Origin of the sequence: Litoribacillus peritrichatus (assembly GCF_039537985.1) — a bacterium.
GTDB classification, from domain to species: Bacteria; Pseudomonadota; Gammaproteobacteria; order Pseudomonadales; family Litoribrevibacteraceae; genus Litoribacillus; species Litoribacillus peritrichatus.
In genome coordinates, this window is record NZ_BAABBN010000004.1 from 1,661,324 (window position 1) to 1,686,625 (window position 25,302).

Sequence of the window (25,302 nt, forward strand, 5' to 3'; positions counted from 1 at the left end):
CTATTAAAACTGAGCCAATATTGCATCAACTTCTTCTTTATTGATCCAAGTGTGCTCATCATCAATCATGTAATCGAATGCCTTATCTAAAAAGCCTTCGTTAAGCACAATTTTATTCATCACATTTCCTGAATATATTTTCTTGTAATCAGAAACTGTCATACCAAATGTTCCATCAGCATGGCGATACTTTTCAAACCATGGGGGTAACTTTGCCATTACAGTTCGCGCTTTTTTCATGTCACTATCTTGATAAAAGCCACCTGATGTCTCATTACATTTGGCTGTTGCTTTATTTTTAAACGTATCAAAGTACCAACGTATTTTATCCGCTGGTTTAGTCGTCCCAGCTAGCACTCGATCCAACATAAACTGCCGCATCAAGCTGGTCTTCTCTGAATCACGTTTAACCCATTCAGAGAAGTAATATTTCTGCCAAATTGGTTCTCCATCTTTTCTGGCAGACAGACTTTTCGTTTCTACAAATAATTTATTGGCACCATCCTGTACAACAATGTCGATATCTCGATCCCAACCACCCACTTTATTTTTATTTGTACCTCGCATTTTATGGATTTCAACAGGCACAGTACGCTCAATATCAATCACGTTTTCATCTTGAAGCCTTAGTGATGCAATTTGACTCAAATGAAACAATGCCCCGTTAGCCTGGGATAATCGGCTTATTAATTGCCCTGTGGATTTTTCATTTTTAGGATCAATAGCACAAAGCTTTGGCGCTTTATTAAAACTTGACACATCGAAGAAAGCCGTCCCAACCTTTAACCAGATTTTTCGATTAACTTCCTCTGTAAAAAAGTCTTTTTGATCTACTAATAAATAATACAGCATCCCCCAAACAACAAGCTGAGGAATACGTTGACCTGTGTAACCTTTAATAATACCAATTATCGTATCTAAACCTTTCCTTGATGACGTAATTGCAGCCATCCTAAGAAATCTAATATTCAAAATACTCTTAAGAATTTTGGTTCTGTCTTTTTCTTTAAACCAAGGTTTTAATGTCACAAAAGGCTTGAACACCGTTGCAACTGAAACCTTATCGTTAATCACACCTTCTTGCTTAAGTTGCTTAATACCCTTAAAAAAGACTTACCAAATTCTTTGATTAAGCTTGTACTTGTTTTTGCATACGCCGTCGATATCCCCATCCACTGTAGATACGGTGTTGGGCTTGGCATCACTTGCGTGATCGGGTTGTCATCCAAGCCAAACCAGCTTGGATCGATGTCCATCGTTAAGAACTCAAACAAAGTAATAAAGTCGTCTTCGCTGGCGACGCTTTGCACCATTTCGGTAAACCCTTCTGGATCTGCAATGTACATATAACCTATGATTTCTAGGAATGGCAGTAAGGATTCTAACTTGTCACAGGCGGAGCCTTTACCTTTGTCGGCAACACAGGCTCTAGCCAGTTCAAGAAACTTATTAGAAAACGCTTGGCCAAACTTGCCTTTACCGACTACTTTGGCCACCGCCTTAATTGGCTTCATAATCGGTTTCAGCACTTTCGTAAATGGCGTTGGAATCACACTCAATACGCTGAGAGATGAAGCAGCTAATAACATGGGATTATATTCAGAGCTGTTGGTTTTTCTGTATTCCAACTGCTCAGCAATGGTAATCATGTCATCGTAAGGCACCACCCAAGTGGCCGCTTCAGCAACCGCATCTGCCGCTTCTTTGGCCATCTCTTCTAATTCATCGAGTGTTGGTACCCAATCACCTGCGGCATGCGCTTTGGAAATAAAGAACAGATCGAACTGACTGGTTGGGTTGGTGTTATACAGGTAAGCAATTTGAGCATTTTCTGGTATCGGTGCATTACTGGTGTATTGCTCTGCCATTACTTGATAGGCTGACTCGGTCGTCAATGAAATATAACCAGTGCTTTTTTCAGTTGGGTTTTGAATATCATTCATCACCAACGGAATTTTCTGAAATAACGCACTCTTCGCTTCTGGGCTAACACTGCTATCGCCATAAACGCCGGTAGATTTCACCGCCACTTTAGCAACACCGGAAGCATCCAGCTGAATCTGTTTTACCAGCGAGTCATCATCGAAGGTGACCAAAGGTTTACGATTCCAGTCAAAAAACTCTACGCCTTGCATTAAGCCGGTATAGTTATCACCTAATTCAAGTGTGAGATCCCCTGATCCATAATCAATAACGCCGGATAGAGGTTGAGATTGCTGGCTCAGCGTTTCAACGCCATTGCCCGCCAATACCGTCAGTTTTAATTGCCCTGCCCGATATTGACCCGTGACGGTATACCATTGGCCAAGTTCAACAGGGTCTGACGTGAGGGTAAGCTGCGTCGCAGAGCTAGTCACCTGATACTCAAATTCAGACTGACTGTTCAGCGTTAACTTCTGGCCATTGCCTAACTCGAAAATAGTACCGCTATCTTCTGAAGGTTTAACGTTGACTCGGAAACCGACCTGATCCGTTAACTAAAGGGATCAGAGCCATACACAACCAGCATTTGATACTATAAGCCAATCTTCTTATCATGGATGTCCGTTTTAATTTCCAGTTTTAATTTCAGTCCCCCATCAGAAAATACTCTTAGTTATTTTAGTGCCTTATTTTAAATAATTAGTAAATAGTAGGGAAAACCTATTTAATTTTTCATTATTCTCAACATCTGATTTACTTCTCAAGAACCGCTAAATACTATTTCGAACGGGACAAATAAGTCCTACCAATAATGTGTCACCAATAGAGCTTTGGCCGACATCGCTTATGAAAAAAATAATTGCGTAATCAAGGAGATAAAATGCGTAATCTAATTAATGCTGTCTTGACAGCAACTCTCGTTCTGGTTTCTTCCTTTTCTTTTGCAGCTAAATATGAAATCACTGAATTAAACTCTAACGCAAATCAAGTCTATCCAAATTTAGACTTAAATGGTTTAGAAAAAGTTATTTTAACTACTTCCGAAGGCGCCCAAGAAACACAAACAGTTACTAGAGCAGAGTTTATATTTCCGCATGCAAATAATTTAATTGTCAGCAACTTTAAAAAGCGAGGAAATATGTTTGTTGGCATTGCTAATGGCGCTTGGGTTTTCAAACAAATTAAAGTGGAACTGGACGGACTATATATCCTAGAGCATGGACAGAACATAAACTTCAGGATCGCTATTGTTGAGGACTTCAGTTACTTAACAGGCACGTCCTATCATCTAGGCCCTGTTCTTGTTGAAGCAAACGGGCATATGAAAGACATCACACCTAAAAAGTTAGCTGATATTACGAGCTTAAAGCTGGAAGGAAAGAAGCTAACTTTAAAGTTATTCCAAAAACCAAGAAGAACAAATGAAAATGGCGAAGGTTTTGTAATTCAAGCAAACTGGATTGGCCATGGCGAAGAAGAATTGACATTATCAGCGCCAGTTCCTTCAAATGAATTCCATAAGATAACAGCAAGAAAACTCATCCTTAGACCGTATACTAATCAAGATGGTATTATCGAAAATATTGATGTTTCGATAAGGTATAAAGACGAATATGATAACGTTTACGATAGCCCAACAGAAAACCTGTTAATGATACTGGAAGGCGAATATCCTCCTGCACCTTAATGTAATTATCTAGAGTTTAATATAACTTGTAGGAACCCTTCTTGGGTTTCTACTCATATAACCCAGAACCCTAGCCGTTAAAAGTAATGAATTATCAAAGTCCAGTTAAAAGCTCAAGTTCAGACAATAGTGCTTTCTGGAATACTTTACTTCAATAAGAAATTCTCACTAGCGTCATAAGACATAAATACATTGCCAGTCTTTAAAGAAAAACTGGAGCTTCCACTTTTCCATTGTTCACCTGATCAACAATCAACCTATATAACAAAATAGACTATGCAGACTTATGGTGCAGATTTATGCAGACTTATGGATTTATTATGCAAGCTTATGCTGAAAACTACAGAAAGGAAATATGGAGGCGACCTCCACCAGCACACCCTCGGCACACAAGTCGACCGCTGTGGCTGCTCCCTTCCGGGCCTGACCAGGTTCACGGCTTATTGTTGCGAGGGGACCAATGGAGGCCACCACAACGGGAGCAGATTATAGAGATTCACCGCATAAGGTCAAGCGTTCTGACCTCATCCGTGAAAATAATTCCTATTTTTCAGATATTTGAAAGCTTGAACCAATGGGTACAGCTCGAAATTCAGCTGCATCCGGGTATTTCTTAAGCGCTTCTGCCAAGTCCAGTTTCGGCTCGTCTATCTGTTCAGCCGTTAGTTGGAAGGTATTCCAGTGCACTCCCATGGATAGCTCAGATTTAATGTCCCTATGGATTTCAACCGCATCTTTCGGGTTCACGTGCATGTTTTTCATGAACCAACGAGGCTCATAGGCTCCTATTGGAATCATGGCAAAATCAAACGGCCCAAGTTTGCTTCCAATTTCCTTAAACTGATGTGGGTTATACCCCGTATCACCGCCAAACCAACTGTTGAAGTCATCAATTTTAATCTGCCACGACCCCCAAAGAACCTCATTTTTGTCCCAAGGAGTGCGATTAGACCAATGCTGAGAAGGTGTCAGCCTAAGTGTCAAGTCGCCATCAGTGTGTGCCTGCCACCAGTCAAGCTCTATGACCTGAGAAACATCATAACCATCAAACCACGCTTTCATTTTCAGTGGCACTACCCAAACGGTGTCGTTGGCCAACGCCTCTACCGTGTCAGCATCGAGGTGATCGTAATGGCTATGAGATATAATAACGTAATCAATTTTAGGCAGTTCACTGAGAGACAAAGCTGGTTCAAACATCCGCTTTGGCCCGGCAAAACTGACCGGCGATGCTCGATCCGAAAAAATAGGATCGGTCAAGATGGTCTTGTCTTTGTATTGAATCAGTACTGTCGAATGCCCTATCCAAGTGATCCGAGGCTTTTCATAATAGTCTGCTTTCAGTATCTCAGGGTCCAACTCCAACGGAAGCACTCTGGTTTCATTACCAAACCAATCCGCCCAGTCGGTCGTGGTTCTTGCCCACATAAACTCAATCAGTGATTTTTCACTTTCTTCAAGATATGGGTTCCTAAAGCGGCCATCCGGCGCATAATGATCAGGGTAGTATTTAACAGTGTGCTTACCCTGTTCACCAGAGCAAGACACCGTCAGAAAAACGCCGAGTAATAAAACCAGTAACTTCATCATAGGTTACTGTAAGAATGCCAGATAATCTTCAGCAACCAGATCAATCGCCATCACATGACGATAACGATCAAAGTACAGGAGCTGTTTAATCAACAAACCGAACTGACGCGGGAATTGAATTCCATGACGCTTGGCCATTTTCACAAACTCTGTCAGAAGCTTATTAATATCATTTTCCGTTTCAGTGATGTCGAGATAACTGACCGACTGCAAACCATCTACGCGCTTGATGAACTTCTCGAGATCACGAGATAGTTTATGCGTGTCCACTTTTTGCTTAGTGATTCCAACAGTAACCATCGCATCTGCCATGGTTTCGTAATCACCTGATATCAAGGCCTCACCGAAATCATTCATTGCATCCCATGTGCCCGGCGTAAGTCGGCCAACAATGCCGAAATCAATAAACCCTACGCGCCCATCCGTCAGCACCATCAAATTGCCGGCATGCACATCCGCATGGAAAATCTCACATTGGTGAAGACTCGCAAACCAGGTATTCATGGCGATGCGAAGCGTCATTTCAGGGTTTTCACTGTATTGCTTAATGGCATCCAGATTGGTCATGGAAACGCCGTAAAGGCGCTCCATGGTTAACACCCTGGATGTACTTGCCTGATGATAGACCTTAGGCACTACCACCAATGTATTATCTGTTCGGGCAAGGAAGCGCTCAAATTCTTCAATATTTTGAGCTTCTTTCAAAAAGTCACACTCTTCCATCATCGACTTTTGAATTTCACCCACAATGTCCGCCAAAGAAGCCATTTCCAGATGTGGTGTGATCATTTCAAGAATCTTCATTGCTAAGTGAATGAAGTTCATATCGGTATGAATGACGTGCTCAACACCCGGTTTTTGTACCTTAATAACGACGTCTTCACCAGTCACTAATTTTGCAGCATGGACTTGAGCAATCGAAGCTGAGGCCAATGCATTCGGGTCAATTTCAGCGTAAATATCGGAGAGAGGTTGCTTCAGTTCTTTTTTAAGTACTGATTCAATATAAGAGAAAGGAAGCGCTTCCGTTTGATCCAAGCACGCCTGGAACTCTTCCACGTATTCTTCAGGAAACAATGTCGGCGAACTGGCGATGAACTGGCCTAACTTAATATAAGTTGCACCCAGGTCTTCGAAGGTTTCACGTAATAGTTGCGGAGTTGGCGGGCGATCGCCTCGAAGCCAGCCCACACCGGTTTTTGCCAGCACGGATGTTGTCTGCGCGACTCTCCATGCGCCTTTGATTCCACTACGTAACATTTACAGCCCTCCAGGCTAAAATCAACATACCAATCTGGTGTCATATTCTATGCAAGCCTGCGCAAGAAATCACGACAAGATCGGATTTTATCTCACGATTAATTATCTTTTATGAAGGATTCAAAAACTCACTCAGGAAACTGTGGATTTATGGTAGGATTTAGCACTCAAATTGCACCAAGAAGTAGCACATGAGCCGACGACCCAACCTTCTCGAAGATAACATTTCCATTACGTTATTAAAGCTGACCCTGCCAATGACCCTTGGACTGATCAGCCTGATGTGCTTCCACCTTGCCGATTCTTACTTTGTGGGCCAACTCGGCGTCAAAGAACTGGCTGCGCTCAGTTTCAGCTACCCCATTACTTTTACGTTCATCAGTATTTCCATTGGCTTAGGGATCGGCGTTTCAGCGTACGTTGCTCAGGCTCTGGGCCGTGGAACCGACAACCGCGAAAACATGCACATCAGTGCTATTCTGCTGAATCTAATCATTGTTTCTGTGGCCAGTTTAATAGGCTACCTGATCAGCCGACCTGTATTCGCTCTCCTTGGCGCCGATGAGGCCATGATTGACCTCATTATGGAATACATCACTCTTTGGTACCTTGCTGCACCTTTTTACACCATGATCATGACCATCAACAGCCTGCAACGCGCCGAAGGCAACACCAAGTTTCCGGCCACCATCATGGCCATGAGTTCCATTATAAATATTCTACTCGACCCCTTGTTTATATTTGGTGTTGGCGCTTTTGAGGGGATGGGCTTACAAGGCGCAGCCCTAGCGTCCCTGTTAGCTTGGGGAATCAGCTGGCTGTTTTGTCTCATCTACGTCAATAAACGAGAAAATTGGTTTCAGGGACTGCCAAGCCTCAACCAGTTCAGACACCACTCTGCAAAAATTTTAAACATCGGTTTACCTGCCGCTGCAGCAAACATGCTTACCCCCATAGCGGGCAGTATTTTAATTGCTATTACTGCTCAATATGGCGAGGCAGCTGTGGCGGCGTTTGGCGTTGGTAACCGAATTGAATCCTTAGCCATCCTGATGATTCTTGCACTTTCAATGACTCTCCCACCCTTCATCAGCCAGAATTTTGGAGCGAAAAAATGTGATCGAGTCATAGAAGCCATCAGTGTTACCCGTAAATTTTCAATGGCCTGGCAACTGTTGATTTACCTGTTGCTTCTTGCTCTGGCACAACCACTGGCCACCTTATTCAGTGACGCGCCTGAAGTACATAACAACGTCGCAATGGTGCTTTCTATCCTGCCACTTGGCTATGGCGCAATGGGAATCGTGATATTATCGGCATCCTCGCTGAACGCCCTTTCAAGGCCCAAGCAGGCACTGACCGTCAGCATTATTCGCCTGATCATCATTACGGTTCCGTTTGCCTGGATTGGCGGATACCTGGACAACTTCAGAGGGTTATTAATCGGTGTAACCACTGGGTATTTCATAACGGCGTTGATTGCCATTTATATCGTAAACAAAGCAACCAAAGACAAAACAGAAGAACAACTCAAGGCAGCATAACATGACAACATTGCATTTCGTTTTACTCTTCACAGGCGTACTTATTATTGCCGGGCTTGGGTACTGGGCCTGGTCTCTGACACAAAAAGTGAAAGAAAAAGAACAAGACATACTCAAAGCCATTAACGAAAAATACGGAAATATCACTGAAAGCATTCGAGTAATTACCAGCGCTTACGGTGATAACCAAATTGAATTGGTAGAAGCCTCCATTCGATTAAAAGTCTTGCTGGATAACCTGCCTCTGTCTGATGCAGAGAAAGAGCCCTATGCTGTATTCAGTGTTGTTTACGACAAGGTCGCCCATATACCAACTCATGAGAACTGGAAAGCGCTAAAAAAGAATGAGAAAAAGCAGTACGAAAAAGAAATGAAAACCATCGAAAAAGATTATCAGGACTTATTTGCAAGTTCAGTAGAAACCCTGAAAGCACATAAGTTTGACTTCACACCCAAAGTTCAATACACCAAAAAATAATTCTTACAACCTTTTGTCTAACTTCTGTTAGAAAGATATAGGAAGGCTCGCGTGGTTTTCCAAGTTGCTCATATGACTTACCTGCCCTGGGTTCGACTCGGATTTATCTTCATACCCTATTTCAGATAGTCTTACCCAAAAAAATGAGCCATAAAAAAAAGGAGCTGATTAGCTCCCTTTTTCAATTCAACAGCAAGTTAACTGGACATATACCAAAGCGGTATATACGCCACAATCAGCAACGCCGTACCCATAGTAACCAGCGGAAGCAGAATCTTCTCATGACGTCGCCAGAAGGTATTGCCTTCCTGACTTGCCAGCTCTACTTCCCTTTCTCCCACCACTTGTCGGGTTAATAAGTGGTTCAGTGCCACCGGAGGACTCAAATAACCTAATTCAAAGGCAACCAAGCAGACCATCCAGAAGTGCAATGGTTCAATGCCACTTTCAAACGCAATCGCCGCTACGGTTGCATTCACCAGAATAACTGCGCCGTACGGGTCCATGATCATGCCAACAAAGACCAATAAGACCACCAACGCCGTCATTGCTATCCATGGGCTTTCGAACACCTGAGGGAACATCTCCATCACACCAGAGCGTTCCATGACCCCACCAATACTGACCGACAACCCCATGACCAGCAACAAAGCACCGATGTGCGCAGTGGTTTCGTTAATGGATGTACGAGTCGAGTGCTCTATACCACGGTATTCTGGTTCTTCTTCATTTCCTTCAAAGCGCTTACGAGTGAAGTGTTCATACAGCAAGAAGCCCAATAAAATAACCGGTAAAACTCGAGGAGCAGAAAACTCATTCAGCGCAGTATCCAACACATAGTGATAGAAAAGCACCACAGACACCAACACCAACACATAAGGCAGGATTGGTTTTAGCAACCTAAGTGCTTCAGGCAAAGCTTCCGCCATGGGCGCCGGATTCGCCTTTACTGATTTGTCACGGGTAAACCAAACAAAGGCTAAAAACAGAACTGCTGTAAGAATGAATACTCGATTCCCCCAGAAGAACAGTTCATCGGTTGTTACATCGCGGTTTAGATAGGCAATAATGACCACCAGCAAACAAGGACGTAAAACCACCCCCATGCTGCCCGACATCGCGGTTGTCGCTAACGCCAATTGACGCCTCGCTCCCGCTCTTCGTAGCTCCTGATAAATCACCGCACCAACAGCAATTACAAAAATACCGGAGGCACCTGTATATGCCGTAGGCACAGCGGCAACCACCACGGCCACAAACGCTAAGAGTTCTGTCGGCATTCTGAATGGACGAAATACGTTAAAGACCAAAGAAGCCAAACGGGTATTCTTCAGCATCATACCGGTCCAGACAAACAGACCAAGATTCAGGAACATGTCAGAGAAGTCCATCATCTTATCTAAATACACACCAATACCGGCGGTATGCCCTTGCAAAATAAAGTAAGTACCGGAAATCAGACACATCTGAGTATACAGAGGGACGGAAAGCATGGCGTGACCAAAGCCACCGCCTTTCTTAGCGTCTTTCGGAATGTTGAAAAGCTGGTAAAGACTACACAAGGTCAACACCCCAAAGCCAACCACCCAGGCGATATGAATGCCCTCGCGCTCAGCCTCAATAACTTCTTTACCTACGTACGACAAGTTCCAGAAGGCAATCGACGAATAAAACAGCATGCCATTGGCAATGGTCTGCAATAACGAAGACCAACGATGATCAAACTCAGATTCCATTGGGCGCATGGCAATCTGATGGCGGGATAACGTTGCCGTCGCCGCACAAATAATCACCATAAAGGCAAGAATAAATTTCTGAGCCCCCAGACCAAATGCAACAACGTCCGCAATGAAACGCTCAACCGTTCTAAAAATCACGACCGAGGTCGTCATTTGATCCTGAATGGACTCATAGGTAGCAAACTTTTCCTGACACAAAGCCTGCGAACGCTCCAAAGACTCTCTCAGCGCCGCTTTATTAACCGGTTCATCGTCAAATAACCCGAACTCATCTTCTGCCGCTTCCGCCTCTTTTGCAGCAATCAGCTTGGTAAGTTCTGAATCTATGTTTGTGTTCGGATTACATGTAGGCGCAGACGGATCGTTACGCAACTCGAAATAACTGTCCCAGGTACTTTGACCCAGTTTGAGTAATTGTGAATGAATATCTGCACTGGTTGTATAAGCAATAACACCCAACAACAGAAAAAATGCTGGCAGTGAAGATAGCCACTCCTGCCAAGAACGATTGGCAATGCCACCTGTAGACATGAATCTCACCCTCTTCTGAATTCAAAACCCAGGTCATCCGTGCCCGGGTTTACAACTGAATAATTAAAACCAATAAATTAACGAACCGCTTTACTCAAGACCTTCAGCACACTCAGGGCGAGATGCATCCTGTTTACAGCGGACTTTGTACATTAATTTAAGTGCTTTCGGGTGATAAACCTCATCATCACGTAATTTAATACGTACATCACGAAGCATGTTGTCATATCCAGTGGAGTGCTCTTTCGAAAGAGGGTCTACCCAGTACTGAGGTTTAATTTCAGCTTCTGCAGTTTTGATGAGTTCAAACGCTTCATCAAAACGACCCATGGAGAAATCACGAGACATCTGGCCAAAACCTTCCGGCATTCTGTCAGAGTGAATAATAATCTGGAAATTCATTTGGGCAATTTTGTAGTTAAAAACACCGCCTTCATTACCCAGACCTTTATAAAGCTCTAACGGGGTATAAGCCACAGCCGGAGCATAAGCAATATCAACACTGCCATTATTAAACTTACCGGCAAATGTTGAAGAAGTCGCCGGAACCACAGAGCCACCTACGTGGCGAACCATAGTCAAAGCCGCAGGATCGTAGTCCTGAGTGGCAATTTTCTTACCCTGAAGGTCTTTTACATCCTTAACAGACTGATCACGCATGAACAAATAAATAGCACCTGCGGGTAGTACACCGGCCACTTCGTAGCTGCCTTCCTTCATGAACTTAGCACCTTTAGGAGAGTGCAGAGTCTGAAGAATCAAGCGCAATTGATCATTACTGGTAATTGCGCCCATTGCTTCCAACGTACCGGTAAATTTATTAAATTCACGAGCTCGCGTACCCGTTAAAAGTACACTATCACACTGGCCAGCCTTGAAGTCTTCTGCGGCGATTTTTTCATCTGTGTAAGCACGAAGTTCAAGTTCTACACCGGCTTTCAAGGCAACGGTTTTAGATTCTTTCATTAGATTGAACAGCGGGCCATTAGCGCCAACCGGATCAAATACACAAAAAGAACGCTTTTCTGCAGCTTGTACAGTGCCCACGGCCATGCTGGCAGCAAAGCCCGCAGCCAAAAGTTTTTTAAATGACATAACTGATTGCCTCTTTACGACGTTTATCTCTTGTTTTTATTTATTAAGCTTTTTTATTGTTATAGAAGATCATCAATATCAATGGTTTCTACTTTCACTTGATCATCCGGGAACTTACCAAAACGACCCATCGGTGTTCTATGGCCGGTTTGCTCTGTCCACATACGATCGGAAATTGAACGAAGAGTAAGGGTTGCGATTCGGTCCAGCATGGCTGCATCTTTACGAACAGGCATAGACTTAATTGAAGCAACGTGTGCTCGGATAACATCTTTGACTAACTCAGTATTACCGGCATTCAGAGCCGCTAACGCTTCAAATACATGAGCCAAACGAACACCATTATTCGCGCCTTGTTTAGAAGATTGGGACAAACGCACCCAGGCGTCCTGACCCTTTGGCATGACGCCCGGAACCATGGTCCAGACCAATGCACGGATTGAAGAAGGTACGCCCCACCATTTAGCATCATCCAAACACTCAGCCGCTCTGCCGACTTTGGAGGCTACATCGGTAGGAATACCTTGGTCAGATAAAGAGGATAATTGACTGTTTAACGCCTGTAGCCCTGAAATCATGCCCATCAACCAAACCAACTGGTCTTCACGGTCGTCCAGATCACCACATTCTTCGCCAATTTTTACGTCGAAATAAGCCTCCATGTGCTTATAAGCTTTATACTGTCGCTGAGCGGCAATCGCATAAGAGCGTTTTTCCTGCTCTCGGGCATCTTCGGCCTCGGATGCGTCACCTGCGCGCACTGCGCGTAAATATGTTAATTCATGATCCCATGCTTTTTGTTCAGCACACGTCGCGGCAGATGAATACATCAGCACACCAACGTTATCAGCAGGGTTAGTTACACGACTGAATGACATCAGAAAAGGCGTCATGGCTTCACCAGTAGCACACCCCATTTGAGTATCATCAATTGAAAGTACATAAGGTACAGCATGGGCAGCACTGTAGCCTGCCATGGTGTCGCCTGTGGTTTTATAAATAAGATTACAACCTGACCCCATTAAGGCCAAAGTAACAACTGATACAATTTTTTTCAGCTTGTTATTATTGTTTTTCACTGCATTCACCTTTGCTAGCTTTAGGGCCTCTCACAGTCCTGCGGAAGCCTTCTTATTTGGATCGTCATCATACTAACCTCATCTTATGAGCTAAGCATGCGTTTAGACGACATCTTGTCGTTATTTAGCACAAAACAACGATAATTTGAGAAAGTTATCACATATTAACTAAGATAATTAGTCTTTTTACTCTAATACAACCAACCTCCGATAATAAAGCCCATGATTGCAAAGCGACCCACATGAAAACCACCGTCAATAAGCCACTGCTTGAAACTGCATTGCGCAAATTGGTAGTTAATTCCCAACGATGCCATCACAAAAAACGCCCCCACACCAGCGCCTTTCAAAGCGCCAAACCAAGCTGTCGTCTCATGGTATAGCACCAAGCTCAACATGGCCGATGAAAACAATGTTGAAAGAAAGGTTAAGCCAAAAACCCGAACCGGACTACCAAGGTTCTGATCGGTATTGATAGCTGCCTCCTTCGCCCAGGCCTCTAAAAATAAGAGGGGCGAATACCAAAGCGCACCAAAAAGAAATGTAGCAATGGCCGCCGCAAAAACCGCAATCAGATTGATGTCTAAACTCATTCAACCACCTCGTACATACCTTCTAGAGTTAGCCATGAAACCAAGATTACACAATGTTACCTGAGTTAACATTAAGAAACCTGCGTGATAGCACATTTTTGGATACTCATTTTCTTTTATCAGCAGATAACAAAAAGGGCTTCCAAGTAACCGGAAACCCTTTTCGTTTAATTTGAACTGATAATTTATAAGCTCAGACGGATAACTTACAGAAAACTCCCATCAGCGTTGACTGCATTGAGCTGAAGTCCATCCGGGCCAGCGTCTGCCGTATCAGGAATCCAAGGCGCAAGACAAGTGCGGCTTTCAACACAAGGATCGGTAAGCGCTTCCAGGAATGCCACTAACTGATTTACCTGTTCATCAGACAAAGTAAGGTCAGAAGCAAATTCTTCGGACTCACCTGCAAGCCGATCTGCGTCCAGTTTATCCACCGCTAATAACGAATTCGTCCGAGCATCCGGATACAAAGCAGCGCAGCCGGTAACCGTAGTAAATTGCGTCAATTGGCACCAGCCACCATCCACATCAAAGTAATCTGTCACCTGCCCTCTCGGGTTAGTGTAATGTCTCACCACATCTTCGAGCGTCTGATAAGAACCAGTATGACCGTATGGCGCAGTCGCAGAAATATTCAAAAGTGTTGGGGTTCTGAACTTATAACGGTCAGCAACATCACCCGTTTCACGCTCTCGGCCAAAATCATCATTACCTGCCGAAGCGTTCACATTACCTTTGCCGTTACCTATTAAAGGAAAAGCCACCACATGATGGCTTTCGTCAGTGAAGAAGTCGCCGCTATGGCAGCCTGAACAACCTGCACCACTGTCTTCCCGTGCAGTAAAAAATAAGACTGCACCCAGTTTTTGTGTTTCCGTCAACGCCGCAGTATTACCTGCAACATAAGCCGACCAAGGCGTATTGGTAAACACCATGGAACGTTCGTACTCGCCTATGGCTTCGGCAATGTTGTCATACGTTATCAAGGTTGCTGCGTCAGCCGTTGAACTGAATCCGGTTTGGAACTCGGTTAACCAATCGGCATCCCCCTGAAGGCGAGTTGCCAGAGCCGTTCTTACGGTATCGTTATCATTGCCGGCTTCAAACACATTACCGCGCATTTCTTCGTTCGATGTCACCGGAAAACGGGCCTGCGCCGCTGCCAGCGTTTGGCCAACAGCCACACCGGCATCCGCCACACCGAAAGCACTGTCCGGTGTGCGAATGCCTGAGTTGGCACCATTCACACCACTTTCTTTACCTATGCTTTCTACACGAGAATCATGAAACATCACTTGATCCCACAGACCAAGATTAAACACCGTCGGCGCATTTCGCGGCACATTAGGTGCGCCGTCGCCATTATGAACACGTCCAAGTCCTAAAAGATCAACAGAGGCAGCGTTAACACCGACAGGCAATGAAAGATTATCACCACCGCCCAAAACCGGATGATGACAAGTAACGCACGCACTGTCCTGATCACCACCTAAATTCTTGGTATAGAATAATTTCATGCCCAACTGGGCTTTCAGGTCGGTGATGTTAGGTAAATCTCGGTTTGTGGTTGGATCGCCGGTTAAATTTTCACTCGCAATCAATGCACTTAAGTTGGTATCAAGCTCAGAAACCCCTGAACTTGAAGAAGAACTGTCACTGCAGGCCGATATAAACGCAGTGGCCAACACCACTGTGGGTAAGCACCATGTTCGTTGTATTTTCATAATTTCCTCATCAGTTATTATTGTATCTTCGGCTTTTATTAGAATTTTTTATTAGCCACTCAAGGATACAACAAAAATATGAGACACAAGCACCGTGTGTAATCGCGTGTAAGCGCGACCGACATTTATCACCTTAACAAATCAGCGGATTGAGCAAGGGAGTCATTTAAAGCCAATGTCACTAATCCGGCCAATGCCAGGAAGGTTGATCCAGCAACCCTTGACCCAAAACTTCCGTTTGCCCCAATACCTTTTCTAGCTCAATGGCACAACAGCCGGGATCACTATTTAAAGCTGCAATCAGCCGACTGGCATGAGATACCACCCAAATTTGTGAATGTTGAGAGGCATGAATAATCAGCTTAGCCAACGCGGGTAACAAATCCGGATGCAGGCTGGTTTCCGGTTCGTTCAACACCATCATGCCCGGCGGCCTTGGCGTCAGCAACGCCGCCACCAACAACAAATACCTTAAAGTACCATCGGACAACTCCGATGCGGTTAACGGCCTCAATAAACCTTCCTGATAAAACGCGAGCGTAAAACGACCGTCCTCATGACGATCAATACGAATACGAGCGCCAGGAAATGCATTATCAATCGCCTCTTCCAGTGCTTTGTGGTCGCCAATTTCAAAAATAGTCTGCAATGCTGCTGCGAGATCTCGGCCATCATGATGAAGTACCGGAGTTCTCGTCCCCAGCTGGGGCAATCTTGCCGGGGCTGCTTTATCCGTTCGGAAGTGATCGTAAAAACGCCAACTTCGAATTAACTCCCGCATATGAAAAACCACTGGCGAAGAGGTCGGGTCCGAGATCTGATCAAACATACTTGTAAAAGAACTCAGATGTTGAGCAACCACGTTCCAACGTCGCCCTTCCCGTACCCGAACCATGGGGCCTTTACGGTCTACCAATAAATTAGCTGGCCGATATGAAGGGCCAGCCCAAATACACTCCCGCTTAATTTCAGGGTCCAAAGAAAACAAGGAAGGTGAAGGCTTTGGAACCCCCAGAGAAACGGCGTAACCAAATTCCTCCGTCGCAAAACCTAATCGTAATCGGACAGCATCTTTCCTCGGGCCACCCTGAACAGGTACTTCGCCACTTTTCATACGATCGGAAATGGTTTCGGGCCCTGCCCAAAATGTTGATTCCAATCCGCCTTCACGAGCAAGAGAATTCACCACGCCGCCCTGAGCCGTATCGGCTAACAACCTTAACGCCCGATACAAGTTGGACTTGCCGCTGCCATTAGCCCCGGTGACCACATTCAACGACCCCAAAGACATTTTTAAATCCAGAACCGAACGGTAATTATTTATGGCAAACGCTGTAATCATTCCTTAAAAACCTAACTAGTCGAAGCAATATGAATGGCCGTAATCACTGTCATACACAGCAAGATCAAAACCCCTAAAGCAAACGCTTTCATTCGAAAAGGCACAAAATTGGACGTCACATGAACGTAGGCATGAACATAGCGAGTGACGACATATACCCACGCCAAATAGATAATGGCCGAGGAAACCACATTCAGGCCGAACAATATGAGACATAAAACATAAAACAACATCGGCGTTTCAAATTGATTCGCGATGTTATTTGAAACCTTCACCACAGCGCTCGGCCATTTCCGATTATCGAGCGCAGTTTCTTCCGAATTGACAGTGCCAGACTGCATCGCTTCTTTTTTTCTGAGCAACAATAAAATAAACAGCATTAACGTCAAGAACACCTGCGCCAATACAGGTAACAAAATTGCAGTTTCAGTCATAAGTTACGCCCATCCATGAGTTAATTAATTGAAACCGATATTAAAACAAGGTTTTGATTTTCTCTAACTGTTTCAAGAGCGTCATTAGGGTCTTTTCTCCCAGCTCAGCCATTAAAACCTGATCCAAGTCGGCCAACAATTGCCGGGAATCCGACATCAAACGTTCTCCCAACTCCGTAAATACGATTGGCTTCTGTTTTCCTTCGTTACTGACTTGCTCCAAGAACCCCATTTGACACAAGGTTTTCACTGTTTTTGCCACCATTTGCCGAGAAACCCCTAAATTTCTGGCAATTTCTGACCCGTAATTTTCGCCACACTCTAAAGCGCCTAGAAAATTAAGCACAGAAGGCGTCGCGGCCTCGTACCCCTTCTCTTTTAAAGCCTTAGCTAAATACCAGGAAATTTTATCTTGTACTTCAGACACACCAAAAACCAGCTGCAACGAATGACTTTCAACCATTGGCACTTCTTTTTTTGTCAACACAGTTGACATAACACCTCCAAAACAGGCAATCTATATGTCAACTTAGTTTACATAAGTTAACTTCTTATGTCTCAACAACTTTATACGTCTCAACAACAGAGACAACCATAAAGCTAACCATGAACGCCGCTACGCCACACAAAGAGGTCTAAACAATGAAGCTCACCTATATTTTGTACACAAATGCTTTCAGTTGCCTGTGTTTCGGCAGTCTGTTCAGTTTATGGCCACAGAAATCGGCCACTTTTTTATCACCGGAAACACCAGCTCACACCTTAGTACTCACTTTTACAGGTATTGCTTTGCTATTGAACGGTATCCATTTAATGGCCACTGCAATGCAGAAAACCCCTTCCCGGTTAGTCGTCCGATATTTCGCTGTCGGCGACCTTGCATGGGTAATAGCAACGGCAATCATTATTTATTTGGATCAGTGGATTACCAGTGCTGAAGGATTAATTGCGTCACTTTTGGTTGCAGCTGCCGTCGGCGTGCTCGGCAGTTCTCAATGGGTATTGAGTTATCGGCATACAGATCCAGTCAGCGATGTCTAGTCCTGACACAGCGATCACAAAGCGTCATAGGCATTCTTTAACGCCAGAATTGCTTGTTGGATTTCCACAGGGGAAAACGACGCGTACCCCAAAATCAATCCGGGTTGTGTCACTTCATACCGATAAAACTTAGAGGTTGTCATTAATTCAAGGCCTGAGTGTGAAAAAGCAGCTGCAACCCGCTCTTCTTTCACTTCGGGATGCAACCAGCCAACCAGGTGTAAACCCGCATCCAACGAGGGCACAGACATCACGTGAGACAAATGCTTGTGCGCCTGTTCTGTTAATACAGCTTGCCTTTCTATATAAAGCGTCCGCATTCGTCGAAGATGTCGGGCAAAGTGCCCTTCATTAATAAAATCGGCAAGTACAGCCTGCTCCAGAGGTGGTGAATGACGATCCACTAACCAACGTACTGACGCCAGAGGCTGAATAAGCTCATCATCAACCACCATATAGCCCAGCCTCAGAGCGGGAAAAAGTAACTTACTGAAACTGCCAAAATAAATCACTCTGCCTTTTTCCGCCATCGAAAAGAGAGTCGCTAACGGCCTGCCACGATATTGATATTCACCGTTATAATCGTCTTCAATGATGAGCGCCCCTGCCGCAGATGCCCAACTCAGCAGCGCTTTTCGGCGAGCCTGAGACATAGTAATGCCAAGCGGAAAGTGACTGGCCGGTGTCACATACACCAACTTGGCCCTTTTGACCGTGTCGGCCAGTACATCTACATCCAAACCTTCTTGATCGACAGGAATTGAAACCACTTTGGCACCTGCCATTTCAAATGCTATGGCCGCCGGGGTATAACCAGGCTCTTCAAAAACAACCACATCGCCGGGATTAATCAATAACTGAGCCAACAGCGCTACGCCTTGTTGTGCACCTGCGGAAATAAAGATATTTTCACTTTTGGCTGTAATCCCCCGAGAGGCCCCCAAATACCCTGAAATGGCCTCCCTTAATGCCTCAAAACCACATGCATTACTTTTATCCAACCAACTCCAGGACGTATTTTTAAGACGACGGTGCGTCAACTGAGTCCACAAGGATGTCGGAAACTCTCGGCAAGCCGGGGTATGCGCCCGGAAAGGTCGAGCGTCTGAACCATCCTCCATTGGCACCGCAAACTGAATGGCTTCTGCAGCATGATACCGTTCAGCCAGCTCAATCTTAATAGGAGTGCCCTGCTCAATAAGCGACTGTTTTCTGGTTTGACTGCCAGTCAACGTGTTGGCCGGAAAGTCTTTTGACACCAACGTACCGGAACCTTTTTCCGTCACTATAAAGCCTTCGACCGTTAACTGCTCATAAGCATTAATGACCGTATTCCGTCCCACACCCAATTCTGATGACAACTGCCTGGTCGAAGGCAAACGCTCATTCGGTTTGAGTCGGCCGCACCAAATGGCATCTCTAAGTTGTTCTTCCAGCTGACGAAACAACGGTTTCTCAGAATCAGGGGTAATCACCAAGGCATCAAACTGAAAGCGCTGAGAAACTCCGGTGCGATTAGAGGCCATAAAGTGGTTCCTATCAGAAAGAAAAAGCGGATCTTTTAATAGACCCAGTATGCCATAAGATAACCCCATCTGAACAACCCAATTAAGGCCCGAATAAGCCAGCATGATCGAACCAGTTTTTTAACCCTAGAAGGAAAAACCAATAAAATATGCACTTTCCAAACATTCACTAAAGTCAACATTAACAGATCAGATCATGACCTTCTTTTAGGTATTGAAATAAAAATATTTTTTAATATTGAATGTCGTAAAAAACGAAAATGGATTTACGACGTGATGTCGTAGAATTAACTGTAGGCACTAGGAGAGTATTCGAAATTATGAAAATCAATTTACAGCCAACACTAGTTGGAGAAAATGTCACATTAAGACCATTGTCAGTTGATGATTTTGAAGGGTTATATGATGCTGCGTCAGATCCAGCAATTTGGGAGACGCATCCTGATAAACTTCGCTATCAACGTGATATCTTCAAAGAAAGGTTTTTTGATGGCGCTATTTCCAGTGGAAGTGCTTTGGCTATCGTGTGTAACAAATCAAAAAAAATAATTGGTTCATCTCGATACTATGATGAAGAGCCAAAAAATAAAGAAATTGCTGTAGGGTATACTTTCATTGAGCGAGCTTTCTGGGGTAACGGAATCAATAAAGAACTTAAAGAATTGATGCTTAATTACATTTTCAAGTTTGTAGATCATGTTTGGTTTCATGTCGGAGAGGACAACCTGAGATCACGCAAGGCCGTAGAAAGCATCGGTGCAGTATTCTCGCATAGTGAAGAACAATACATTGAAGGTTCACCGTTTATTCAGCTATTTTATAAATTAAGCGAATCTGCAAAATTGCCTAACACTTATGAGCCTAACACTTATGAGCCTAACTCGGGTCAATAGGCGAAGCGATGTCTTTGGCCTTTTTACCGTGTCAGCCAGTAAACCCACATCTATACCTTCTTGATCGAAAAGATTTGAAACCACTTTGGCAACTGCCATTTCAAATGCTATGGCCGCCGGGGTATAACCAGACTCTTCAAAAACAACCACTTCCCCGGGATTAATCAATAACTGGGTATTTTTACTTTTGGCTATGATCCCCCGAGAGGCCCCCAAATGCCCTGAAATGGCCTCCCTTAATGCATTAAAACCACAAGCATTGCTTTTATCCAACCAACTCCAGGACGTATTTTTAAGACGACGGTGCGTCAACTGAGTCCACAAGGATGTCGGAAACTCTCGGCATGCCTGGGTATGCGCCCGAAACGGTCGATCGATTGAACCACCCTTCATTGGCACCGCAAACTGAATCGCTTCTGCAGCATGATCCCCTTTAGCCAGCTCAATCTTAATAGGAGTGCCCTGCTCAAAAAGCGACTGTTTTCTGGTTTGACTGCCAGTCAACGTCTTGGCCGGAAAGCCTTTTGGCACCAAGTTTCTCAGAATATGGGGTAATCACCAAGGCATCAAACTGAAAACGCTAAGAAACTCCGGTGCGATTAGAGGCCATAAAGTGGTTCCTATCAGAAAGCAATAAGTGGATCTTTTAATAGATCCATCATGTCATAAGATAACCCCATCTGATCAACCCAATTAAGGCCTGAAAAAGCCAGCATGATCGAACCAGTTTTTTAACCTTAGAAGGAAAAACCAATGAAGTATGCACTTTCCAAACATTCACTTAGATCAACGTTAACAGGTCTGATCATGACCTTCTGCCTGATGCTGACCGGGATGAACGCTCACGCGGCAGACTCCAAAATTGGAATCATCGTCTTTGATGGCGTGCTCACCAGCGATGTGACCGCGCCCATTGAGGTATTTGGAGCAGCCAGTAAGAAAGCGTGGTTTTCAGATTACGAAGTCGTGGTTATTTCAGCAACTAAAAACAAAACCATTACCTCAGAGGAAGGTTTGACAATCGTAGCGGACAGCACCATTTACGATAACCTGAAGCTGGACGTATTAATTGTTGCCAGTTCTTACAGCATGGATCAATGGGTCGAAAATAAAGATCTGATCAGCTACATCAAAAACCAGCGCAAAAAAGCATCCTGGATGGCAAGCAACTGCTCAGGAGCCATGCTTCTTGGCGAAGCCGGCGTACTCAACGGGAAAAAAGCAACCACTTGGGCGGGCGGAGAAAAGGGCCTTGCTAAAGCCTATCCGGCGATCAAGGTGCAGTACAACCAAAATGTGGTTGTAGATGATGGGGTTATCACCTCAAACGGAGGCCCTGTCAGCTATCAATCCTCGTTCGAACTGTTGGCAAAATTAAGCTCAGACAAGTTCGCACAAGAAATTTCAGAGCTCATTCAGTTCAATCGCTTAGCCACAGCTTTTTAGAATTTAAAGAAAACCTGAGCATAAATATATAAAGCTTTTATAAACTTAGTGGAGCGAAACCATGAAAGTCATTACATCAAGCGTACTTGCCATCATTTTATCTGCATTTTCAAGTGCATCAATGGCAAACATTCCCCTCTCAGAAGAGGCAGTAACTGCAGATCAAGCGAACGCCGCCTGCGTATATGGTAAAAAGTCAGACCGCAAACGAGACTTGAGCTGCCTGAAATAGCACTCGCGGTTATTAATTCTTTTTAACTTTCACTTCGGAATAAATTCTGGCTCCAAGGACTGTCAGAATTTATTTCAAGTTATCCTCAGCTGCACTCTTATCTTCTTTCAGCTCACCTTTCTTGCGCACATTTTCCATCGGCTCATGAGCCTCAAGCTTCTCTTCCAATTGAGCTTTCCATTGTTCCGCTCCCGAAAAATCAAAGCCTGTATGATCTCCTAATTGTTCAGGGTCATATCGCATACCACAGCCCGCTTTTACGGTTTTGGCCGAATCGGCATTTCCGGTTTTAATCTTCATATTAATCTCCCTTTGAATCGGCTCTGATTAACTTACACAGGTTCGGCATAATTGACCATCAACTGTAATGATCGGTTGTCCCTGAACTCATTCACCGATAAGTGATAACACAGCTTCACGCGAGTTGCCGACTCCATTAACTCTGGCGCTTTCACGTTAAAATAAATCGCATCCACCACCTCGCCTTGCGAGGTCAGCAGCGTCCATTTTACATGGTTACCTTGCAACAAACGCACATGATGAACATCAAATACTCCTTCGAACAAAGGCTCAGGAAACTGCTGTCCCCATGGGTACAGCATGGTAAGCTGCTCGGCAGTATGCAAATTCAACTCCTGCCCTGAGATTTCACCATCGGTAATCAACGCCTGTTCAAAATTTACTTCAGAAAAATGCGTATCCAGCACCTGATTAAACGCTTCAGTAAACAACCCGACCCCGTCTTTTCTGAGTGTTAACCCTGCCGCCATGGCATGGCCACCAAATTTAAGAATCAAACCTGGATTTTGTTTATCTACCACATCCAGGCAATCCCTTAAATGCAAACCCGGAATGGATCTGGCCGAACCTTTGATCCCGTCGCCGGCGTCCGCCAAAGCCACCACAGGTCGGTAAAATCGCTCTTTCACGCGTGAAGCTACTATGCCAATGACGCCTTCATGCCAATCACTCTGATAAACCACCACGCCTTTTGGTAATCCGGATTGGGCCTCTAGCGAATCCACAAAACGAATGGCTTCATCTTTCATGCTGACTTCGATGTCTTTCCGCTCTTTATTGAGGGAATCAAGATGAGACGCAAGTTCCAACGCCTGATAAGGGTCGTCTGCCAGTAAACACTCAATGCCTTCCGACATGTCATCCAATCGTCCTGCGGCATTAATTCGTGGCCCGATCGCAAAGCCTACGTCCGAACTCGTCAGATTTTTCGGAAGCCGCTTCGCGACCTGAAGTAAGGCATAGACTCCGGGGGAAGCCTTACCGTTTCGAATTCGCTCCAGTCCCATGGCCACTAAAATTCGATTATTAGCATCCAATGGAACCAAGTCCGAGACCGTACCCACCGCCACTAAATCCAGCACAGACGCCAGATTTGGTTCACGAATTCCCTGCTGATCAAACCACCCCTGATCTCTTAACTGTTTACGAACCGCTAACATGACATAAAACGCCACCCCGACCCCGGCTAAGGCTTTACTTTGAAAGTCACAACCGGGTTGATTCGGGTTCACAATCGCCGCCGCATCAGGCAGCTCATTCCCCGCCAAGTGATGATCGGTGACAACCACTGCAATACCGTGCTTCGCGGCCTCAGCCACACCCTCCACACTTGAAATGCCATTGTCGACCGTGATGATTAAATCGGGCTTAAAAACCAAAGAGGCCCGCACGATTTCAGGGGACAAGCCATAACCGAATTCAAACCGATTCGGCACTAAATAGTTTACACTCTTGGCTCCGAGTGCCCGCAGACATCGCACACTCAACGCGGTACTGGTTGCGCCATCTGCATCAAAATCACCAACAATCAATATTCTTTGGTTTTGAACCACCGCCCGACTGACAATCTCAACGGCCACATCAATGCCTTTCAACCCGGAAGGCGGCAATAACCGATTCAGTTTAAACTCCATGTCTGAAGCCTCGGTAATACCACGGCTGAGCAGCAATCTCTGAAGCAATGGACTGAACCCATGCAAAGAATGAGAAACGTCTGGAATCAAACGTTGCTGAATATTCATAACCGGAAACCCTCAAACATGAGCCATAAAAATAAAGACAAAGAAGTTTACCGTACTTTTACATCCAACCCGCGAAATTTTAATTGAATTGTATCGACCAATACTCTTTTTTAAACACCCATTCAACAAAAGATAAACAAATTCATTTTTTGACGTTACACTACGCGCGTATTTAGCTTAGTCAGTAATCACTATCAAATTAGGTCAAAGGAAATGACGTTCAGATACCTGAAAGCCATGTGCTTGTTTTGCTTTCTTGTTTTAACATTCCCAGCATTTGCACTCGATACCAACACCATTATCATCACCGGCAACGCAGACAAACCCCCGAAAATCTGGCTAGAAAACCAACAACCCAAAGGCATTTTGGTTGACATACTGCAGTACGCAGAACAACGTATGGCGGGTTACAACTATCAGATTCATCTTCTTCCCTGGAAACGAGCGTACCAGGCTTCCCTCACCGGCCAACAGGGCATTGTAGGCATTTCCAAAACCAACGAACGATTATCGTTATTTAATTACTCGGTTCCTCTGTACTACGACGAAATCATTCTGGTGACCGCTAAAAACAACAGTTTCGCTTTCAATAAGCAGGAAGATTTGACAGGTAAACGTATCGGCATTTGCCGTGGATGCTCCTTTGGCGAGGAATACGAAAAAGCCAAGAAATTTTTCACAGTAGTAGAAGACAACGACAACAACCAACGGTTGCGTATGCTTTTGAAAGGCCGAATCGACGCAGCAATCATTAACCCCGGTGAACATGCATTAAACATGATCGTCGATAACGACGAATTTTTATCCCAGCACAAAGATCAGTTTGTCGTACTGGAAAAACGTTTAGACCTTGATCCCAATTACCTCGCTTTTTCGAAAAACGTCGATAATCAGGCGTTCATCGAAGCCTTTAATCAGGTCATAAAATCCGGTTACAAGCGTGGGGATATCCAGCGGATTATCGAACGTTATTAAGTAAATGCATTGCAAGTAAATTCTATAAAGATTCACTGCCCACAAAATAGACCATTGCTACAATCTGAAGACATAAAAAAACCGAGATCAGGTCTCGGTTTTTTTAAGACTAAAGTATAGAACTCACA

24 protein-coding genes and 1 other RNA gene are annotated in these 25,302 nt (G+C 44.5%); 8 read left to right on the forward strand and 17 right to left on the reverse strand.

What is annotated here, in order from left to right; genetic code table 11:
• Window positions 1-3 precede the first annotated feature (3 nt).
• Together ABD744_RS08760 and ABD744_RS08765 are read right to left on the reverse strand one after the other, a co-directional pair.
• Window positions 4-1,074: a hypothetical protein gene (locus tag ABD744_RS08760; protein WP_344797533.1), complete on the reverse strand. Its 1,071-nt coding sequence runs from the start codon at window positions 1,072-1,074 to the stop codon at window positions 4-6.
• Window positions 1,071-2,357: a hypothetical protein gene (locus ABD744_RS08765; protein ID WP_344797535.1), complete on the reverse strand. Its 1,287-nt coding sequence runs from the start codon at window positions 2,355-2,357 to the stop codon at window positions 1,071-1,073. The genes ABD744_RS08760 and ABD744_RS08765 overlap by 4 nt, the downstream gene beginning before the upstream one ends.
• Window positions 2,358-2,803: 446 nt before the next feature.
• Between ABD744_RS08765 and ABD744_RS08770 the strand changes: the two genes are divergently transcribed.
• Entirely contained in the window at window positions 2,804-3,610 is an 807-nt protein-coding gene (locus ABD744_RS08770) for a hypothetical protein (protein WP_344797537.1), read from the forward strand.
• A gap of 366 nt (window positions 3,611-3,976) precedes the next feature.
• Here ABD744_RS08770 and ffs read toward each other — a convergent pair.
• The 3 genes from ffs to ABD744_RS08785 all read right to left on the reverse strand — a co-directional run bounded on the left by ffs (window position 3,977) and on the right by ABD744_RS08785 (window position 6,460).
• Window positions 3,977-4,073: signal recognition particle sRNA small type (gene ffs, locus ABD744_RS08775), an RNA gene on the reverse strand.
• A gap of 80 nt (window positions 4,074-4,153) precedes the next feature.
• Window positions 4,154-5,200: an MBL fold metallo-hydrolase gene (locus ABD744_RS08780; protein ID WP_344797539.1), complete on the reverse strand. Its 1,047-nt coding sequence runs from the start codon at window positions 5,198-5,200 to the stop codon at window positions 4,154-4,156.
• 3 nt (window positions 5,201-5,203) lie between these two features.
• A complete protein-coding gene (locus ABD744_RS08785; RefSeq protein ID WP_344797541.1) occupies window positions 5,204-6,460 on the reverse strand; it encodes an ABC1 kinase family protein in 1,257 nt (418 codons plus the stop codon).
• A 191-nt stretch (window positions 6,461-6,651) separates the two neighbouring features.
• Between ABD744_RS08785 and ABD744_RS08790 the strand changes: the two genes are divergently transcribed.
• Both ABD744_RS08790 and ABD744_RS08795 read left to right on the forward strand, forming a co-directional pair.
• Window positions 6,652-8,004: an MATE family efflux transporter gene (locus tag ABD744_RS08790; protein ID WP_344797543.1), complete on the forward strand. Its 1,353-nt coding sequence runs from the start codon at window positions 6,652-6,654 to the stop codon at window positions 8,002-8,004.
• Window position 8,005: 1 nt separating this feature from the next.
• The gene (locus ABD744_RS08795; RefSeq protein WP_344797545.1) at window positions 8,006-8,482 is read left to right on the forward strand and encodes a DUF2489 domain-containing protein; all 477 of its coding nucleotides are present in this window, start codon (window positions 8,006-8,008) and stop codon (window positions 8,480-8,482) included.
• A gap of 197 nt (window positions 8,483-8,679) precedes the next feature.
• On the opposite strand, the gene ABD744_RS08800 is transcribed toward ABD744_RS08795, so the two are convergent.
• From ABD744_RS08800 to ABD744_RS08835, 8 genes are all read right to left on the reverse strand, one after another.
• Window positions 8,680-10,752, reverse strand: a complete 2,073-nt coding sequence (locus ABD744_RS08800; protein WP_344797547.1) for a TRAP transporter large permease subunit — start codon at window positions 10,750-10,752, stop codon at window positions 8,680-8,682.
• A gap of 90 nt (window positions 10,753-10,842) precedes the next feature.
• Window positions 10,843-11,847: a putative solute-binding protein gene (locus tag ABD744_RS08805; RefSeq protein WP_344797549.1), complete on the reverse strand. Its 1,005-nt coding sequence runs from the start codon at window positions 11,845-11,847 to the stop codon at window positions 10,843-10,845.
• A gap of 59 nt (window positions 11,848-11,906) precedes the next feature.
• Window positions 11,907-12,926, reverse strand: a complete 1,020-nt coding sequence (locus ABD744_RS08810; RefSeq protein WP_344797551.1) for a hypothetical protein — start codon at window positions 12,924-12,926, stop codon at window positions 11,907-11,909.
• 191 nt (window positions 12,927-13,117) lie between these two features.
• A complete protein-coding gene (locus ABD744_RS08815) occupies window positions 13,118-13,519 on the reverse strand; it encodes a DUF1761 domain-containing protein (protein WP_344797553.1) in 402 nt (133 codons plus the stop codon).
• Between the two features lie 206 nt (window positions 13,520-13,725).
• The gene (locus ABD744_RS08820) at window positions 13,726-15,243 is read right to left on the reverse strand and encodes a cytochrome-c peroxidase (RefSeq protein WP_344797555.1); all 1,518 of its coding nucleotides are present in this window, start codon (window positions 15,241-15,243) and stop codon (window positions 13,726-13,728) included.
• A 181-nt stretch (window positions 15,244-15,424) separates the two neighbouring features.
• The gene (locus ABD744_RS08825) at window positions 15,425-16,585 is read right to left on the reverse strand and encodes an AAA family ATPase (protein WP_344797557.1); all 1,161 of its coding nucleotides are present in this window, start codon (window positions 16,583-16,585) and stop codon (window positions 15,425-15,427) included.
• 11 nt (window positions 16,586-16,596) lie between these two features.
• On the reverse strand, window positions 16,597-17,019 hold the full coding sequence (locus ABD744_RS08830) for an MAPEG family protein (RefSeq protein ID WP_344797559.1): 423 nt from the start codon (window positions 17,017-17,019) through the stop codon (window positions 16,597-16,599).
• Between the two features lie 40 nt (window positions 17,020-17,059).
• The gene (locus ABD744_RS08835) at window positions 17,060-17,515 is read right to left on the reverse strand and encodes a MarR family winged helix-turn-helix transcriptional regulator (RefSeq protein WP_344797561.1); all 456 of its coding nucleotides are present in this window, start codon (window positions 17,513-17,515) and stop codon (window positions 17,060-17,062) included.
• Window positions 17,516-17,661: 146 nt separating this feature from the next.
• Here ABD744_RS08835 and ABD744_RS08840 point away from each other — a divergent pair, with 146 nt between their 5' ends.
• Window positions 17,662-18,060: a hypothetical protein gene (locus ABD744_RS08840; protein ID WP_344797563.1), complete on the forward strand. Its 399-nt coding sequence runs from the start codon at window positions 17,662-17,664 to the stop codon at window positions 18,058-18,060.
• A gap of 14 nt (window positions 18,061-18,074) precedes the next feature.
• On the opposite strand, the gene pdxR is transcribed toward ABD744_RS08840, so the two are convergent.
• Complete coding sequence (gene pdxR / locus ABD744_RS08845; RefSeq protein WP_344797565.1) at window positions 18,075-19,586, reverse strand: MocR-like pyridoxine biosynthesis transcription factor PdxR; 1,512 nt, start codon at window positions 19,584-19,586, stop codon at window positions 18,075-18,077.
• A 320-nt stretch (window positions 19,587-19,906) separates the two neighbouring features.
• Here pdxR and ABD744_RS08850 point away from each other — a divergent pair, with 320 nt between their 5' ends.
• Entirely contained in the window at window positions 19,907-20,479 is a 573-nt protein-coding gene (locus tag ABD744_RS08850) for a GNAT family N-acetyltransferase (RefSeq protein WP_344797567.1), read from the forward strand.
• On the opposite strand, the gene ABD744_RS08855 is transcribed toward ABD744_RS08850, so the two are convergent.
• Window positions 20,411-21,010: an aminotransferase-like domain-containing protein gene (locus tag ABD744_RS08855; RefSeq protein WP_344797569.1), complete on the reverse strand. Its 600-nt coding sequence runs from the start codon at window positions 21,008-21,010 to the stop codon at window positions 20,411-20,413. The genes ABD744_RS08850 and ABD744_RS08855 overlap by 69 nt on opposite strands.
• A gap of 222 nt (window positions 21,011-21,232) precedes the next feature.
• Between ABD744_RS08855 and ABD744_RS08860 the strand changes: the two genes are divergently transcribed.
• Together ABD744_RS08860 and ABD744_RS08865 are read left to right on the forward strand one after the other, a co-directional pair.
• Complete coding sequence (locus ABD744_RS08860) at window positions 21,233-21,925, forward strand: DJ-1/PfpI family protein (protein WP_344797571.1); 693 nt, start codon at window positions 21,233-21,235, stop codon at window positions 21,923-21,925.
• A gap of 61 nt (window positions 21,926-21,986) precedes the next feature.
• Entirely contained in the window at window positions 21,987-22,157 is a 171-nt protein-coding gene (locus ABD744_RS08865; protein ID WP_344797573.1) for a hypothetical protein, read from the forward strand.
• 69 nt (window positions 22,158-22,226) lie between these two features.
• On the opposite strand, the gene ABD744_RS08870 is transcribed toward ABD744_RS08865, so the two are convergent.
• Both ABD744_RS08870 and recJ read right to left on the reverse strand, forming a co-directional pair.
• The gene (locus ABD744_RS08870) at window positions 22,227-22,457 is read right to left on the reverse strand and encodes a hypothetical protein (protein ID WP_344797575.1); all 231 of its coding nucleotides are present in this window, start codon (window positions 22,455-22,457) and stop codon (window positions 22,227-22,229) included.
• A 32-nt stretch (window positions 22,458-22,489) separates the two neighbouring features.
• Window positions 22,490-24,199 (reverse strand): single-stranded-DNA-specific exonuclease RecJ, encoded by a 1,710-nt coding sequence (recJ, locus tag ABD744_RS08875; protein WP_344797577.1) that lies wholly within the window; start codon window positions 24,197-24,199, stop codon window positions 22,490-22,492.
• A gap of 213 nt (window positions 24,200-24,412) precedes the next feature.
• Between recJ and ABD744_RS08880 the strand changes: the two genes are divergently transcribed.
• Window positions 24,413-25,174: a substrate-binding periplasmic protein gene (locus tag ABD744_RS08880; RefSeq protein WP_344797579.1), complete on the forward strand. Its 762-nt coding sequence runs from the start codon at window positions 24,413-24,415 to the stop codon at window positions 25,172-25,174.
• The last annotated feature ends 128 nt before the right edge of the window (window positions 25,175-25,302 follow it).